Genomic DNA, 14,136 nt, shown 5'->3' on the forward strand with positions numbered 1-14,136 from the left:
AGACTCACACTGTCAAGAGGAGCGCACCCGCCCCGAGGCGCTCAGACGGCGCCGAACCTGCGCTGGACGTCCGGCCGGCGCCTGAGCCGTTCCGGGTATCCCGGCCCCATCCGCATCGACGTGTCCTGCGCCTCCAACGGCCGACGGCACACGGCGCACACGACCTCCGCCGCGGTGTCATGGCCGCACGTGTCGTGATGGAACACGACAGGCACGCCCTCCTCCCCGGCCAGCCAACGGTCCCCCCACCGCGACATCGCGGCGAGTACGGCGAAGAGTTCGCGGCCCTTCTCCGTCAGCACGTAGTCGTAGCGCCGCGGCTCGCCCTGGTAGAGCCGTCGGTCCAGGACACCCTCGTCCACCAGCCGACGCAACCGGTCGGTCAGGGTGTTGCGGGCGATCCCCAGTCCCTGCCGGAAGTCGTCGAAGCGGCTGACCCCGTAGAAGGCCTCCCGCAACACCAGCGGTGTCCAGCAGTCACCCAGCAGATCCATGGTCCGTGCGATGGAGCACGGCCAGTTCTCGAACGACGTCCGGTTCATGTCCGTACGATATCGAGTCTCACCATGAAACCGGGCTGGTGAGCGTTCGAGGACGTCCGGCGCGGTCACCCGCGGCCACCGTCCGCGCCCGTTGCCGGATGTGACCGCCGCGGGGTGCCGGCGGCCGTCCGGGGCGCGCAGCGGACACGGCCAGGGGAGTGACCGCCGTGCGGGTGATGTCCGGGCGAGGAGCACAACGCCGTCCGCCCTGGCGGGTCCGGCGCAAGTCCTCCGCGGCACGCGGCGCTTCAGCGGCGGCACGCGCGCACGGCCTCTTCAACACGACCGGTCGCACGGTCACCGCCCTCGCTTCCGGGGTGCACGGAGCGTGCTAAGGCAGGGGATTATGAGACAGTCCCGATTCGCGGTACGCGTGTCCTCCCTCCTCCTCGCCGCCGCCTGCACGTTCACCGGCGCCACGACGGCACAGGCGGCTCCGCAGACAGTGGCCAGGGGCTACGCGGCCCTCGGCGACTCCTACTCCTCCGGGGTCGGAGCCGGCTCCTACATCGCCTCCAGCGGCGACTGCCTGCGCAGCAACCACGCCTTTCCCGCCCTGTGGGCCGCGACCCACGCGGTGTCGTCCTTCGCCTACGTCGCCTGCAACGGTGCTCGCACCAGTGATGTCATGAACCGTCAGCTCGGCTCGCTCACCCGCCGCACCGGTCTGGTCAGCCTGACCGTGGGCGGAAGTGACTCGGGGTTCTCCGACGTCATGATGACCTGTGTGCTGCGCGGAACCACCGCGTGTGTGTCCGCCAACGCCGACGCGCGCACCTACATGGACACCACCCTTCCGGGCGATCTGGACCGTCTCTACGCCGCCATCAGCAGAAGGGCTCCGGCCGCCCGCGTCGTCGTCCTCGGGTATCCGCACCTGTACAAGCTCAGCGGTAGCTGCATGGCCGGTCTCTCGGACACCGCAAGGGCCGCCGTCAACCGCTCCGTCGACCATCTCAACACCGTGATCGCCAAGCGCGTCGCCGACCACGGGTTCACCTTCGCCGACGTCGCGGGCGCCTTCTCCGGTCACGAGATCTGCTCCGCCAGTCCCTGGCTGCGCAGTGTGAACCTGCTCGCCGTCGTGGAGTCGTACCACCCCACCTCCATTGGGCAGTCCCACGGCTACCTTCCCGTCTTCGCCAGGTCCGCCTGAGCCCGTGCGTCGGACGGCGGGCCGTCGGGCCGCCGTCCGACGCCGTGACCGACCGGGGCCGGCCCGCTTCGGTCGGCTGCCGGGCCACGGGGTCGGGTGTCATCCGCTCCCGTGCCTCGCCACAGGTGTGCATCGCGGCGGCAGACGGGCTGCTCCCGGGGCGGGAAGGTTTCGTGCCATGGTGGTTCGGGAAACCGGGGACCCATGACGGGTTCCTCAGGCCCGCCCAGGGGCGAGCGACCCCAGCACCACGGACTGCGTTCACGCTGGCACGACTCGGCTGCCGGACGGCTGTGGCAGCACGGCAGCGAAATGGAACTGCTGCACCGCTCCATGGGCCTCGCCGCGCTGGCTCTGGTCACGCTCGCCCCCCTGCTCATCGTCATCGCCGCCGCCTCCCCCTTCCAGCACCGTGGCTTCGCCTACTGGGTCATCGACGGCATGAGTCTTTCGGGACATCCCGCGGACGCCGTGAGCCACCTGTTCGCCACGCCCCGCAGGGTGCTCAGCGCCACCAGCGTCTTCAGTGTCCTCGCCGTCGCGCTGTTCGGCCTCACCTTCGCCTCGAGCGTGCAGACCGGCTACGAGCGGGTCTGGAGCCTGCCCGCGGGTCGCTGGCACACCGTCTGGCGCCGTGCCGTGTGGCTCACGGCCCTGACGGCGTATCTCTTCGCCGAGGTGCAGAGCGGTGCGGTGCTGAACAGCTCGGTGCCCCAGTCCGCCATCCGGATCACGCTGACCGTCCTGTTCGGTGTGCTGTTCTTCTGGTGGGGTCAGCACTTCCTGCTCGGGAGCCGAGTGTCCTGGCGGGCCCTGCTGCCCGGGGCGGTCTCCACCATGCTGGGCCTGGTCGGGCTGCGCTGGTTCTCCTACCAGGTGTTCTCCCCGCTCATCGTGAACAACGCGGTCACCTACGGCGCCATGGGCACCGTCCTCGTCGTGCAGTCCTGGCTCATCGGGGTGGGCTTCGTCGTCTTCGGAGGTGCCCTGCTCGGTCGTCACATCCACGAGGCGCACTCACGGTGGAGGCCCCGGTGAGCGCCTCGACCCGGCTTCCGCCGGAACGCGCCGTACGGGCGGGGAACTTCCCGACAAGGACGTGACCGTGGGGCACGGGGCCCATTGCGCCCGGCGCGACCGGGCCGTGGGGACACAGCGCGAACCCCGCCCCCTGGGCGGGGACGGGGTTCGTCATGGAGCGCCGGGCAGGCCTTGCACCTGCATCTCCCCGCAGGAAGCGGGACGTCTTTCCTTGGACCACCAACGCACTGCCGGACGCCGTGAGTTCCGGCGACCTGCTGTGCGTCAATCCTAGCGCATGCCCATCACTCCTTCGGAGCCGCCGATGCGGCGGCCCAGTGACAGGGAGACGGCCACGCTCAGTGCGGCCACGGCTCCGGCGCACAGCACCGCCCAGGAGCCCGCGAACGTGCAGGCCATCATCGCCAGCGCGGTCAGCGGCAGTACGGCCTGCTGACCGAGGGACCGCTTGAAGTGGCGCGCGTGCAGCAGCCAGGTGAAGAAGACGAATCCGGCGGCGGGCACGGTGACCGATGCGGCGGCTGTCGTCGTGCTGATGTGCGCGTCGCCGACCACGTGGGCGATCGCCACCTGGAGCCCCGCACCGATGGCGGCCGCCGTCGCGAAGACGAGGTAGTGACCGTATCCCCACAGGAAGGCGCTCCTGCCGCCACGGAGATGCTCGTGGATGGGTACGACGAAGTAGGTCCAGTAGGCGGAGAAGACGAGCAGCAGGCCTCCTGCCGCGATCGGCAGCAGCTCCGTCGAGCCGCCCCTGTCCAGGGCCCGCTGTACGGCCACGGTCGCGGCGGCGACCGTCTCGCCGAGGACGATCAGGGTGAACAGCCCGTAGCGTTCGGCGATGTGGTGTGGATGCCAGGACGTGGCGTTGGGGCGCTCGGCCACCACGGGCACGGCGAGCTCGGCGGCCGCGAGCAGGACGAACACCCACGCCTGCATGTGGTGGTGCGGCACGAACCCGAATGCCACCCAGCCGACCTGCACCAGGACGACGCCGAAGGCGTACCGCAGGGCCGTCGTTCGGGCGGCGCCCCGCTCGGCGCGTGCCGCCCTGAGCCACTGCGCGGTCAGGGCCAGCCGCATGACCACGTAGCCGACCACGACGATGGAGAAGTCCGAGCGGTCGAAGGCGCGGGACACGCCCGCCGCCAGGATGAGGACGCCCGCGATCTGCAGCAGTGTGGTGAGCCGGTAGGGCACGTCGTCCGTGTCGTACGCCGAGGCGAACCAGGTGAAGTTCATCCAGGCCCACCAGACGGCGAAGAAGATCATGACGTAGCCGGCGATGCCGTGAGCGGCGTGCCCCTCGACCAGGGCGTGCTCCAGCCTGGTGCCGGCCTGTGCGACGGCGACGACGAAACACAGGTCGAACAGGAGCTCCAGCGGGGTGGCGACGCGGTGCTCCTCCCGGGGGTCGCGCCTGATCATGGCCCGCAGCAGGGACCCCGTCGACCCTCCGCCGCCCGGCGGTCCTTCGCCGCTTCCGGTCACGCTTCCTGCTCCTCTCCCGGCACCCGCCCGTGCGGGAGCCCTCGGCCCACGGCCACCACCGGTGACGGTGAGCCGGACAGGTGAGGGGAGCGTTCGCTACCCGTCGGTGCCCGTGGTCATGGTGATGTGCTTCGGGTCGATCACATCATCACCGTCGGCCGGCGTGCTCAGCGGGTCGGGAGGCGACCCGCGTCCCGGCGCGGGTCAGTGCGCCGACAGACCGACCCCCAGGGCGATCAGGAGAACGACCTTCACCGCCTCCAGAGCCACATAGTGCAGATGCCCCCTCGATCGGGGCAGGTCCTCGCCGGCCAGGACCCGGTCGGACCGCCGGTTCAGACGCGGGCGGACGACGCCCAGCTGCACGACGAGCAGGGCGACCAGAACGCCGGTGAGCACGGCGAGGGACCGCGGCGGTCCGCCGGCTCCCACGGTCACCGCGACCGCGGCCGCAGCCGCCAGGACGGTCTCGGCGATGTTCAGTGCGCGGAAGACGAGCCTGCCGATGCCCAGCCCGACGGGGATCGTCACCCCGGGCGCACGGAACTTCAGCGGGGCTTCGAGGAAGGAGATCGCCATCACCATCCCGAGCCATACGAAGACCACCGCACTCGCGATCGCGGCACCGGTCGTGTTCATCCCGTCCTTCGCCCTTCTGCCCCATCGGCCACGGCGCCGGGTCTTCCCGGCCCTGTGCCCATCATGGGTCCCCGGCCGACACGTCGAACGCCATCCGTCGAACTCCAGCGCGGTGCCGACGCGCACGCGGCACCGCGGCGCCGCGTCGAACTCCACGATCTCCTCAACCGTGAGCCGAGACCCACGGATGAAACCGCAACCGACCCACCGGACACCCGCCACCGGACCCCGGCACCCCGGCACCCCGGCACCCCGGCACCCCGCCAAGCCGCACACGGCCCCGACGCACGAGGGCCCGGCACGGAAGTACCGGGCCCAGCGGTGCCGCACCAGCCCCGCGCCCTCCCCGAACACGCCGACACGACCGTCACGGAACCGCAACCGACACACGGGACACCCGCCCCCGGCACCCCGCCAAGCCGCACACGGCCCCCACGCACGAGGGCCCACCACACAAGCGCCGGGCCGGAACGGCGCCGCATCAGCCCCTCGCCCCCCTGGACGCGAGCTCACGGCCCACCACCGCAACCGGCACGGAACCGCAACCGGCACACCGGACACCCGCCACCGGACCCCGTTGCCCTGCGAAGGCCTACACGGCCCCGACGAGTGAGGGCCCGGCGCGGAAGTACCGGGCCGAGCGGTGCCACATCAGCCGCGTGCCCCCGGACGCGAGCCCCGAACACGCCGACACGAGCCTCACAGAACCGCCCCCGGCACCCCGCCAAGGCCTACACGGCCCCGACGCGCGAGGGCCCGACGGCCGCGCACGGCCCCCACGCACGAGGGCCCGGCACCGAAGTGCCGGGCCCCGCGCTGCCGCGTCAGACCGCGTCCAGCTCCGCGATCTCCTCCGACGTGAGCTTGAGGTCCGCCGCGGCGACCGAGTCGCGGATGGTCTCCGGACGGCTGGAGCCGGGGATCGGGACGACCACGGGCGACTTGGCGAGCATCCAGGCCAGGCAGACCTGCTGCGGGCTCACCCCGTGCGCCTCGGCGATCCGGGCGAACGGCGCGTACGCCGAGCCCAGTTCGCTCGCCCGGGAGATACCGCCCAGGGGGCTCCACGGCAGGAACGCGATACCCAGTTCGTCGCAGAGGCGGAGCTCGGGCTCGCTGGAGCGGAAGGCCGGTGAGAACTGGTTCTGGACGGAGACCAGGCGGCCGCCGAGGATCTCCCCTGCCTGTCGGATCTGGTCCGGGTCGGCGTTGGAGACGCCCGCCATGCGGATCTTGCCCTCGTCGAGGAGGTCGCGCACCGCTCCGACGGACTCCGCGTAGGGGACCTTGGGATCGGGCCTGTGGAACTGGTAGAGACCGATGGCCTCCACGCCCAGCCGGCGCAGGGAGGCCTCGCAGGCCTCCTTGATGTGCCGGGGGGACCCGTCGAGCGTCCAGCTGCCGTCGCCGGGGCGGAGGTGCCCGCCCTTCGTGGCGACCAGGACATCGGCGCCCCGCTCATGGGAGGCGAGGGCCTTGGCGATCAGCGTCTCGTTGTGACCGACCTCGCCTGCTTCCAGGTGATAGGCGTCCGCGGTGTCGATGAGCGTGACGCCCGCGTCGAGCGCTGCGTGGATGGTGGCGAGGGACCGCGCCTCCTCCGGCCGTCCCTCGATCGACATGGGCATGCCGCCCAGGCCGATCGCGCTGACCTCGACATCACCGATACGGCGGGTGTGCATGGGCTCGTGACCTCTTTCGGCTGTCGCAATCGGATGGCCGGACCGGCCTCCCCCGGGGCGGGGCCCCGCAGCGGTGCCGGCGCGTCTTCCAGCCTGACCCTCCCGCGATCACAGGTCCAATAGAAGAATGCGAACGCATTCAGCAGCGCACCGCATGAATGGGCGGCACGGGCGAGCGGCCCGGCATGAAGCGTCGGACCGGGGCTCCCCGTCAGTCCCGCGGCCGGCAAGCGGATCCCCGACGCGGAGGTGCGCGTCTCATGGAGCGGGGCACTAGAGCGAGGGCCGGTTCCATGATGCGGGCCACGCACAGGAGCCGCGCGACGCTTGGTGACACAACGTGAGGCAACCATTCACTCGTTCGATTCGTATAACTCCGTGGAAGCACAGCGCCCCGGCGGGCGGCGGTGACGCCGGAGTGTCACCGTCCGCTTGACGGGGCAGCACCGAACAAGGAGAGACGATGCGACCGTTCGCACTCAACTACGCTCGCAGTGCCGCGGAGTTGGAGGTCAGCGCTCCGTATAGCTACGACTCCAGACTGCAGTTGAACGTGCTTCCCGACGGACGGATCGCCGCCCGCGAACACGCAGTGTTGCGGGAATGGGGGGCCACGACCTCCACCGCGGGCTCGAAGACCCACTTCGACGACTGAACACGGAACGTCGACTATGACCGTGCTGATCCTCACCTGTGAACAGGACGTGACCGCGGACATGGTGGTGGCCGAACTGAACGGGGCCGGAGTCCCCGTCGTCCGGCTGGACCCGGCCGACCTCCCCGGCGGCGTCGCGCTCTCGGGCGAGTACGTACACGGCTCCTTCCACGGGCATCTGTCCACTGCCGGCAGGCTGGTGAGTACCGACGGGCTGCGGTCGATCTGGGTGCGCAGGCCGGGAGAGCCGGCCGCACACGTCGCCGAACCGTCCGCCTGGCTCACCGAGGAGACCTCACAGGCCCTTTACGGCATGCTGCACGCCACCGGCGCACGGTGGATGAACCGCCCCGACGCGGCCCGCCGGGCCCGCAGGAAACCCTGGCAGCTCCATCTCGCCCAGCGCAGCGGGCTTCCCGTACCGGCCACTTTGATCACCACCTTTCCGCAGGCCGCCCGGGACTTCGCCGCACGCTTCCCCGATCTGGTGGTCAAACCCGTCTCCGGCACCCACCCCGAGGACCCGCCCAGGGCGGTGCCCACCAGTCGCATCGCGCCGGACGTCGACTTCAGCGCCGTCGCCTTCGGTCCGACCCTGCTGCAACGGCGGATCGTGAAGCGCGCCGACATCCGCCTCACCGCCGTCGGCGAGCGCCTTCTGGCCGCCCGCAAGCCGGCCGCTCCGGACTCGGATCACGTCGACGTCCGCTTCGCCCCCTCCATCGGGCCATGGGAGCCCGTCGACATCCCGGCGAGTATCACGACAGGGGTGCACACCTATCTACGCGAAGCCGAACTGGCCTACGGGGCCTTCGACTTCGTGGAGGACTCCGACGGCATCTGGTGGTTCCTGGAGTGCAACCAGTCGGGCCAGTTCGGTTTCGTGGAGTTGGACACGGGCCAGCCGATCGCGGCCACCGTGGCCGAATGGCTGGCAGGTCACGAGCCGGAGCCCGAACCTCATGCCGCGCCGGCGACACGTCCGACATGACGGCCACCGCTCTCCCACGCCGTACCGGCCCGGTGAGCCACGCCGCACACCGCGCCCGGCGCGGTTCGCGGCCCGCGTCCGCGTGCACACGCTGAACCGCCGCCGCTAGCATGCGGCGGTGACCGCACGTGTACCCAAGGTGATCGCGACGGACCTCGACGGCACTCTGCTGCGTCGAGACGGCTCCGTCTCCGCACGCACGCTGCGCGCCCTGCGCGGCGCGGTCGAATCCGGCTGCGAGATCGTCGTCGTCACCGCGCGACCGCCGCGCCATGTGGACACGCTCGCGGCGGAGACGGGACTGGGCGGCACGGCGATCTGCAGCAACGGCGCCCTCGTCTACGACCTCGGCACCCGCACCGTCGTCCATTCCCGCCCGCTCGCCGTGCCCGCCGCCCGCGTCGTCGCCACCGCGCTGGCGCGCACCGTTCCGGGCATCGGCTTCGCGGTGGAATCGGATCTCAAGGTCCACTTCGAACCCTCCTACCGGCTGCGGCACACCGGTGACCGCGACGCCGCGTTCGCCGTGGCGTCCCTCGCCGATCTGTGGACACTCCCCTCCCCCATCGTCAAACTCCTCGCCCACTCCGTCGACCACGACGCGGACTTCCTCCTCGCCGTCGCCGAACGCCATGCCGCCGGACACGCCCACTTCACCCATTCCGGCGGCCGGGGCCTGCTCGAGATCAGTGCCCCGGGGGTCACCAAGGCGGACACGCTCTCCTCGCTGTGTGCGTCCCGGGGACTCACGGCGCAGGACGTGGTCGCCTTCGGCGACATGCCCAATGATCTGGGGATCCTCACCTGGGCAGGTGCCGGCTACGCCATGGCCAACGCCCACCCGGCGGTACGCGCCGCAGTGCCACGGCACACCGCCTCGAACGAGGAGGACGGGGTGGCGAGGGTGCTGGAGCGACTCTTCACGACCCGTCAGGCGTGAGCTGGGAGCGGTCTTGTGACACGCCTGTGACCGGAGGGGTGGCCTCCGTCACAGCACGGCATCGGTTGTTCCTGATCGACTCGGGCCATGCGCAGCGTCCCCCTCGCCCTCGCCGGTCTGCTGCTCCTCACGGCATGCGGAACGCAGTCGGCCACATCCGGCGGTGTGCCGGGGCCCGCGCACCCCTCCTGCGGGACGGAGCCCTCGTCGGGAAGCGGTTCAGGTACGGATGTCGACGGGGTCAGGATCCTCGGGGCGGGCACCGGCCCCACCGTCTGCACCGAGTTCGAGGTGACCAACCACGAGAAGGTACCGTCCACCTTCACGATCACGTTCACCTTGCTCTCGGCGTCCCGAGGCGCACTGGTCAACAGCACGCAGACGGTTCCGTCCGTCGCGCCCGGACGAACCGTGCGGCGCACGTTCGACCTGGACGGCCCGATCTCGGACACGGACACGACGCGGGTGCGGATCCTCAAGGTGCGGAGCGTTCCCGCCGACGAGGCGCCGTCCACGGGAGGTCCCTGCCCCGCTTCGGGAGCGCACGTCTACGCCGACGGCGGCGATGCGGCCATGGGACTGCGCGTGGTGGGTGTCCGGCTGGCGAACTGCGGCTCGCGGACGATACGACTCGACGGTTATCCGCAGGTCCAACTGCTCGACGAGAACCACAGCCCCGTCACGGGCGTGAAGATCCTGCACGGCGGCAGTGCCATCGCCACCGGCACGGGTGCGGACGGCCCGCCCGGCACGGTGTTCCTGAAGCCCGGCGAGCAGGCCTACTCCGTGCTCGTCTGGCGCAACACCGTGGAGGCCGGTGATCCGGTCGACGCCCCCTATGTGAGGGTCCGGCCGAAGCCGGGCGCGGTCCCGGTGATGGTGACCCCGGAGCTCGACCTGGGTACGACGGGGAGACTGGGCGTCGGCCCCTGGAAGAAGGGCACCGCACGCGAGGCCGTCACGAGCCCGTCCCCCTGATGCCCGCCGTCGTACGACGGCGGGCATCAGGCCGCGGCACTTCCGCTGTCACGTCACCGCCCGGGCAGGGGTCGGGCGGTGGCCAGAAGAACCTCCAGTGCCGCCGCCGTCTCCGGGTGGCGGGCGAGCAGCGTCGCCCCCTCCGGTCCGGCCGTCGCCGGCTGCCAGGCACCGTCCCAGCCCAGCAGCGTCGCCACCGCGTCGCACGTCGCCGGATGGGCGGCCGGCAGTGCGACACCACGGCTTGCACCGGCCCGCACGGTCCGACCCGCGCGCGGTGCCCCGCTCGGCTCCCGCCACGGCGGCACCCACTCGTCCAGCGCGGCGAGTCGGCCCGGGAAGATCCGTCCCGCCTCGCGGATCAGCAGCGGGGCCAGATCGGCCCCGCCTGATCGCAGCGTGGTGATCAAGGTCGGCAGCCACGGCAGCAGCACCGGGTCCGGCAACCGCCCGAAAGCGTTCGACACCGCTTCCACGACGAAGTCGGCAAGGGCCGGCACGGGCTCCAGCGCGTGCACGAATCCGCTGAGGTAGCGCGGATAGGCGGGCAGCACCAGGGGGCTGCCCAGCAGTTCGTCGCAACGGGCCCGCAGCTCCTCCCGGGACAGGCGCCCGAGCTGCACCTGCGCCGCCCACAGGAGCGCCACCTTCGACGGCTCCTGTGGATGCGACTGCATGACCGCAAGCTCCAGCTGCGTGCGGTCGCAGCCCAGTGACAGGGCCAGGCCCTCCATGCTGAACAGGAAGCCGAGCATCGCCCCGACCTGGCGCACGGTCGCTTCCTCGTCGGCGAACGCCGTGGGAAGCAGCGTGCAGTAGTGCGCATAGCCGGTCTTGACGAAGGACTCGATCCAGGACGGCAGCGCCGGCTCGCTGGTGCGGTAGTGGGCGAGCAGCCGCCGTACCCGGCGGAGCACCTCAGGAGCGCCGTCGGCACTGCGTTCCCCCGCCAGAACGTCCAAAGCGTGCGCACCCAGTTCGTCGGCGAGACGGCGGCTGCGCAGGTACAGCGTGGCGTCCTCCACGGCCTCCAGCACGACCGCCGCGGTCGCCTGCGGACCGTACGCCCTGCGCCGGAGGCGCTGTTCGAGGACCTGCTCGATGCCCACGCCCTCGTAACCGAGTTCGATCAGGGCCCGTTGGTGGGTGCCGAGGGCGAGGTCCCACGACTCCTGGATCGGCCGCTCGCCGAGCTGTCGCTCACCCATGATGGGCCTCGCGGCGCCCCGCGGCATCAGGTACCGCAGCATCCACAGCACGTCGGAGCATGCCTCGAGCTCGGGCCGGCCGGCTATGTCCAGCAAAGCCCGCTGCACACCGCGCTGTTGCAGCTTCAGATTCAGCGGTGCGAGCCGGTCGTGCACGTCGCGGGCGAGTGGCGGCAGGGCGTCGTACCCGACCTGGCCGATCCGGTCGCCACCCATCATGATCTCCACGAGGCGGCGCACATCGCGCCTGCCGGGCACGGCGTCCTTCTCGATGCAGGTGACCGCCGCGTCCTGGAAGTCGTACGGCGTGGGCTTGGCCCGGTCGCGCATCCCGGCGAGCAGGATCGACGTCTGGAACACCGCGATGGCGTCGGCGGTGGAGGCGAGGTAGCCGCTGCGCCGGGCGGCGCGCACGATGTCCACCGACCAGCCGAGCAGTTCGGCCTCGTCCAGCTGGTCGAGTACGGGCGGGCGCCGAAGGAAGCCGGTCAGCTGATCCGCCGTTGGTGCCTGCGGTGCGGGTGGCGGGGGCGTGCCGGGCGTGGTCCTGCCGGGCGTCGTCTTCTTCGTGCCCGCCTGGCCGGTCAGGCGGTACGGCTTCACACGCGTCCGCTTGAGGTTCTTCGCCCAGAGCGTCGCGGCGATCGACACCGAGCCCGAGGCGAGGCCGAACTGCGCCTCGATCGCCGTATGGCTGGACGGGATGAGGCCGTGCAGCCATCTGGTGCCGCTGCGGGGACTGATCTCGAAGGTGCCGGCGCCGTGCACGCCGAACTCCTCGACGTCGCTGGCGGCGTGGAAGGCACCGCAGACGTAGAGGCAGTCCGCCGGGTCTGTGCCCGTGACGGCCAGGTGCTCACGCATCCGGGTCCACATGTGGCGCTCCCGGTCCTCGTCCACGCGCACCCGGTGCGGATCACCGGGCGCGAGGCGCCGGAAGAGGCTGCCGATGAGGAACATGACCTGGCGGTATGTGTCGTGGTCGGCGTCTCCGAGCGGCAGCTCGACGTACTGGTGCCACCACTCCGACCAGTGGCGCACTCGGCCGTGGCGCAGCAGATGCTCCTCGAGCTCCGCGAAGCGCGGCCGCAGGTCGCCGATCTCCACGCCGACCGCGTCGCCGTGCAGCGCGGCCTCCTCCTCGGCGGATGGTGCCTCTGGGTCGTCGGGCGAGGCTGGCTGTTCGGCGCGGGCGTCCCACTGGAAGACGTGGTCGGAGGAGCGGTCGACCAGGACCAGCTCCACGCCGGGGGTGTCCAGCGCATAGGCGATCGCCTGGTACTCCGCCGAGGCCTCGGTGATCGGGGCGACCACCGACAGCGGGGCCCAGTCGGCGGGGAAACCGTCGACCTCGGTCGCGTACGCCTGGACGGCGACCGGGAGCCTGCAGTTGCGCAGTTCCGTCAGCAGCGGGGCCATGTCCTCGCACAGCTCCAGGTACACGACCTTCGGCTGCTTCTCGCGCAGCCGGCGCGCCATGGCGACCGCCGAGGCGGGCGAGTGATGGCAGACGGGGAAGACCTCCAGCGGCTCGCGCACGGCGCGGTCGACGTCGTCGACCATGCCGAGGAGGATGCCCTCCAGGGCACCCGGCCCGTCGGCGAAGGTCGCGGCGGCCTCGCGCAACTGCGTGCGCAGCGCTTCGAAGGTGCCCTCGGGCGTGCCGCTCATGACAGGGTGGCGATCGCGTCGCGACCGCCCTCCAGGAACTCCGGCCAGGCGCCGCCCTCGTCCTTGCTGCGCGGCTCGACGACGCCGTGCAGGTACTTGTTCAGGATGGCCAGGTCCTCGGGCTCGCGCCGGGCCAGTGAGCCGACGAGCGAGGACGCAAGTGTGCGGGCGGTCAGGGCGCGCTCGCCGAAGAAGTTGCTGTGCAGGATGGAGTCTTCCAGGACACCGATCTGCTCGGCGGTGGACAGGGCGGACTCCAGCTTCTCGTCGTCGCTGCCGGCCGCGGCCGCCGAGGCACGCAGATCGGCGAAGCTCTGCAGCAGCACGTCGAGCAGCGTCGGCGGTACGTCCAGCTCGATCTGATGGCGGCGCAGGAGTTCCTCGGTGCGGAAGCGGACGATCTCCGCCTCGCTCTTCTTGTTCGTCACCACCGGGATCCGCACGAAGTTGAAGCGGCGCTTGAGCGCGGAGGACAGGTCGTTGACGCCCCGGTCGCGGCTGTTGGCGGTGGCGATGACGGAGAAGCCGGGCTTGGCGAAGACGATGTTGTCGCTGTCGCCGTCGAGTTCGGGGACGGAGATGTACTTCTCCGAGAGAATGGAGATCAGGGCGTCCTGGACGTCGCTGGTGGAGCGGGTGAGTTCCTCGAAGCGTCCGATCGCGCCGGTCTCCATGGCGGTCATGATCGGTGAGGGGATCATCGACTCCCGCGACTGGCCCTTGGCGATGACCATGGACACGTTCCAGGAGTACTTGATGTGGTCCTCGGTGGTGCCGGCCGTGCCCTGGACGACGAGAGTGGAGTTGCGGGAGATCGCGGCGGAGAGCAGCTCGGCGAGCCAGCTCTTGCCGGTGCCGGGGTCGCCGATGAGCAGCAGTCCGCGGTCGGAGGCGAGGGTGACGATGGAGCGCTCGACGAAGCTGCGGTCGCCGAACCACTTCTGCGGGATCTCGCGGTCCAGGCCGTCGGAGGGCTCGGAGCCCAGGATGAACAGACGGACCATTTTCGGCGACAGCCGCCAGGAGAAGGGCTTGGGATTGTCGTCGATCGACTCCAGCCAGTCGAGTTCCTCGGCGTACTTGGTCTCGGCGGGGGCGCGCAACAGGTCGGACATGAGGGGCCTTTCGTGGGTCTTGGGGTC

General features: G+C 71.0%; 12 protein-coding genes and 1 tRNA gene. 6 read left to right on the plus strand and 7 right to left on the minus strand.

Annotation, left to right across the window (positions count from 1 at the left end):
• Positions 1 to 41: 41 nt before the first annotated feature.
• Positions 42 to 542, minus strand: coding sequence for a winged helix-turn-helix transcriptional regulator (locus tag ACSHXN_RS04870; protein WP_355137951.1), 501 nt, complete (start codon positions 540 to 542; stop codon positions 42 to 44).
• Positions 543 to 888: 346 nt separating this feature from the next.
• On the opposite strand from ACSHXN_RS04870, the gene ACSHXN_RS04875 reads away from it, so the two are divergent.
• Both ACSHXN_RS04875 and ACSHXN_RS04880 read left to right on the plus strand, forming a co-directional pair.
• Positions 889 to 1,698: an SGNH/GDSL hydrolase family protein gene (locus ACSHXN_RS04875; RefSeq protein ID WP_355137953.1), complete on the plus strand. Its 810-nt coding sequence runs from the start codon at positions 889 to 891 to the stop codon at positions 1,696 to 1,698.
• A 204-nt stretch (positions 1,699 to 1,902) separates the two neighbouring features.
• The gene (locus tag ACSHXN_RS04880; RefSeq protein WP_356110277.1) at positions 1,903 to 2,736 is read left to right on the plus strand and encodes a ribonuclease BN; all 834 of its coding nucleotides are present in this window, start codon (positions 1,903 to 1,905) and stop codon (positions 2,734 to 2,736) included.
• Between the two features lie 156 nt (positions 2,737 to 2,892).
• Here ACSHXN_RS04880 and ACSHXN_RS04885 read toward each other — a convergent pair.
• From ACSHXN_RS04885 to ACSHXN_RS04900, 4 genes are all read right to left on the minus strand, one after another.
• A tRNA-Arg gene (locus ACSHXN_RS04885) sits at positions 2,893 to 2,965 on the minus strand.
• Positions 2,966 to 3,009: 44 nt separating this feature from the next.
• Complete coding sequence (locus ACSHXN_RS04890; protein WP_438306428.1) at positions 3,010 to 4,167, minus strand: low temperature requirement protein A; 1,158 nt, start codon at positions 4,165 to 4,167, stop codon at positions 3,010 to 3,012.
• Positions 4,168 to 4,434: 267 nt separating this feature from the next.
• Positions 4,435 to 4,869: a hypothetical protein gene (locus ACSHXN_RS04895; protein WP_438302707.1), complete on the minus strand. Its 435-nt coding sequence runs from the start codon at positions 4,867 to 4,869 to the stop codon at positions 4,435 to 4,437.
• 824 nt (positions 4,870 to 5,693) lie between these two features.
• On the minus strand, positions 5,694 to 6,551 hold the full coding sequence (locus ACSHXN_RS04900; protein ID WP_356110283.1) for an aldo/keto reductase: 858 nt from the start codon (positions 6,549 to 6,551) through the stop codon (positions 5,694 to 5,696).
• A 463-nt stretch (positions 6,552 to 7,014) separates the two neighbouring features.
• On the opposite strand from ACSHXN_RS04900, the gene tgmA reads away from it, so the two are divergent.
• The 4 genes from tgmA (at position 7,015) to ACSHXN_RS04920 (ending at position 10,115) form a co-directional block, all read left to right on the plus strand.
• Positions 7,015 to 7,206: a putative ATP-grasp-modified RiPP gene (gene tgmA, locus ACSHXN_RS04905; RefSeq protein WP_355137961.1), complete on the plus strand. Its 192-nt coding sequence runs from the start codon at positions 7,015 to 7,017 to the stop codon at positions 7,204 to 7,206.
• Positions 7,207 to 7,222: 16 nt separating this feature from the next.
• A complete protein-coding gene (gene tgmB / locus ACSHXN_RS04910) occupies positions 7,223 to 8,197 on the plus strand; it encodes an ATP-grasp ribosomal peptide maturase (protein WP_438302708.1) in 975 nt (324 codons plus the stop codon).
• Positions 8,198 to 8,315: 118 nt separating this feature from the next.
• Positions 8,316 to 9,137 (plus strand): Cof-type HAD-IIB family hydrolase, encoded by an 822-nt coding sequence (locus ACSHXN_RS04915; protein ID WP_438302709.1) that lies wholly within the window; start codon positions 8,316 to 8,318, stop codon positions 9,135 to 9,137.
• A gap of 87 nt (positions 9,138 to 9,224) precedes the next feature.
• Entirely contained in the window at positions 9,225 to 10,115 is an 891-nt protein-coding gene (locus ACSHXN_RS04920) for a DUF4232 domain-containing protein (RefSeq protein WP_438302710.1), read from the plus strand.
• A gap of 53 nt (positions 10,116 to 10,168) precedes the next feature.
• Here the strand turns inward: ACSHXN_RS04920 and ACSHXN_RS04925 are convergent, their stop codons facing one another.
• Entirely contained in the window at positions 10,169 to 12,994 is a 2,826-nt protein-coding gene (locus tag ACSHXN_RS04925) for a hypothetical protein (protein ID WP_438302711.1), read from the minus strand.
• Positions 12,991 to 14,109: an ATP-binding protein gene (locus ACSHXN_RS04930; protein WP_356110295.1), complete on the minus strand. Its 1,119-nt coding sequence runs from the start codon at positions 14,107 to 14,109 to the stop codon at positions 12,991 to 12,993. Before ACSHXN_RS04930 ends, ACSHXN_RS04925 begins: the two co-directional genes overlap by 4 nt.
• Positions 14,110 to 14,136 lie beyond the last annotated feature (27 nt).

It is taken from the genome of Streptomyces sp. HUAS TT11 (assembly GCF_051553595.1).
Taxonomy (GTDB): Bacteria; Actinomycetota; Actinomycetes; order Streptomycetales; family Streptomycetaceae; genus Streptomyces.

What these genes read in the sequence shown, in the direction of transcription:
- ACSHXN_RS04870 (WP_355137951.1), bottom strand. Translation starts at nt 542, where the DNA reads ATGAACCGGACGTCGTTCGAGAACTGGCCGTGCTCCATCGCACGGACC.
- ACSHXN_RS04875 (WP_355137953.1), top strand. Translation starts at nt 889, where the DNA reads ATGAGACAGTCCCGATTCGCGGTACGCGTGTCCTCCCTCCTCCTCGCC.
- ACSHXN_RS04880 (WP_356110277.1), top strand. Translation starts at nt 1,903, where the DNA reads ATGACGGGTTCCTCAGGCCCGCCCAGGGGCGAGCGACCCCAGCACCAC.
- ACSHXN_RS04890 (WP_438306428.1), bottom strand. Translation starts at nt 4,167, where the DNA reads ATGATCAGGCGCGACCCCCGGGAGGAGCACCGCGTCGCCACCCCGCTG.
- ACSHXN_RS04895 (WP_438302707.1), bottom strand. Translation starts at nt 4,869, where the DNA reads ATGAACACGACCGGTGCCGCGATCGCGAGTGCGGTGGTCTTCGTATGG.
- ACSHXN_RS04900 (WP_356110283.1), bottom strand. Translation starts at nt 6,551, where the DNA reads ATGCACACCCGCCGTATCGGTGATGTCGAGGTCAGCGCGATCGGCCTG.
- tgmA (WP_355137961.1), top strand. Translation starts at nt 7,015, where the DNA reads ATGCGACCGTTCGCACTCAACTACGCTCGCAGTGCCGCGGAGTTGGAG.
- tgmB (WP_438302708.1), top strand. Translation starts at nt 7,223, where the DNA reads ATGACCGTGCTGATCCTCACCTGTGAACAGGACGTGACCGCGGACATG.
- ACSHXN_RS04920 (WP_438302710.1), top strand. Translation starts at nt 9,225, where the DNA reads ATGCGCAGCGTCCCCCTCGCCCTCGCCGGTCTGCTGCTCCTCACGGCA.
- ACSHXN_RS04925 (WP_438302711.1), bottom strand. Translation starts at nt 12,994, where the DNA reads ATGAGCGGCACGCCCGAGGGCACCTTCGAAGCGCTGCGCACGCAGTTG.
- ACSHXN_RS04930 (WP_356110295.1), bottom strand. Translation starts at nt 14,109, where the DNA reads ATGTCCGACCTGTTGCGCGCCCCCGCCGAGACCAAGTACGCCGAGGAA.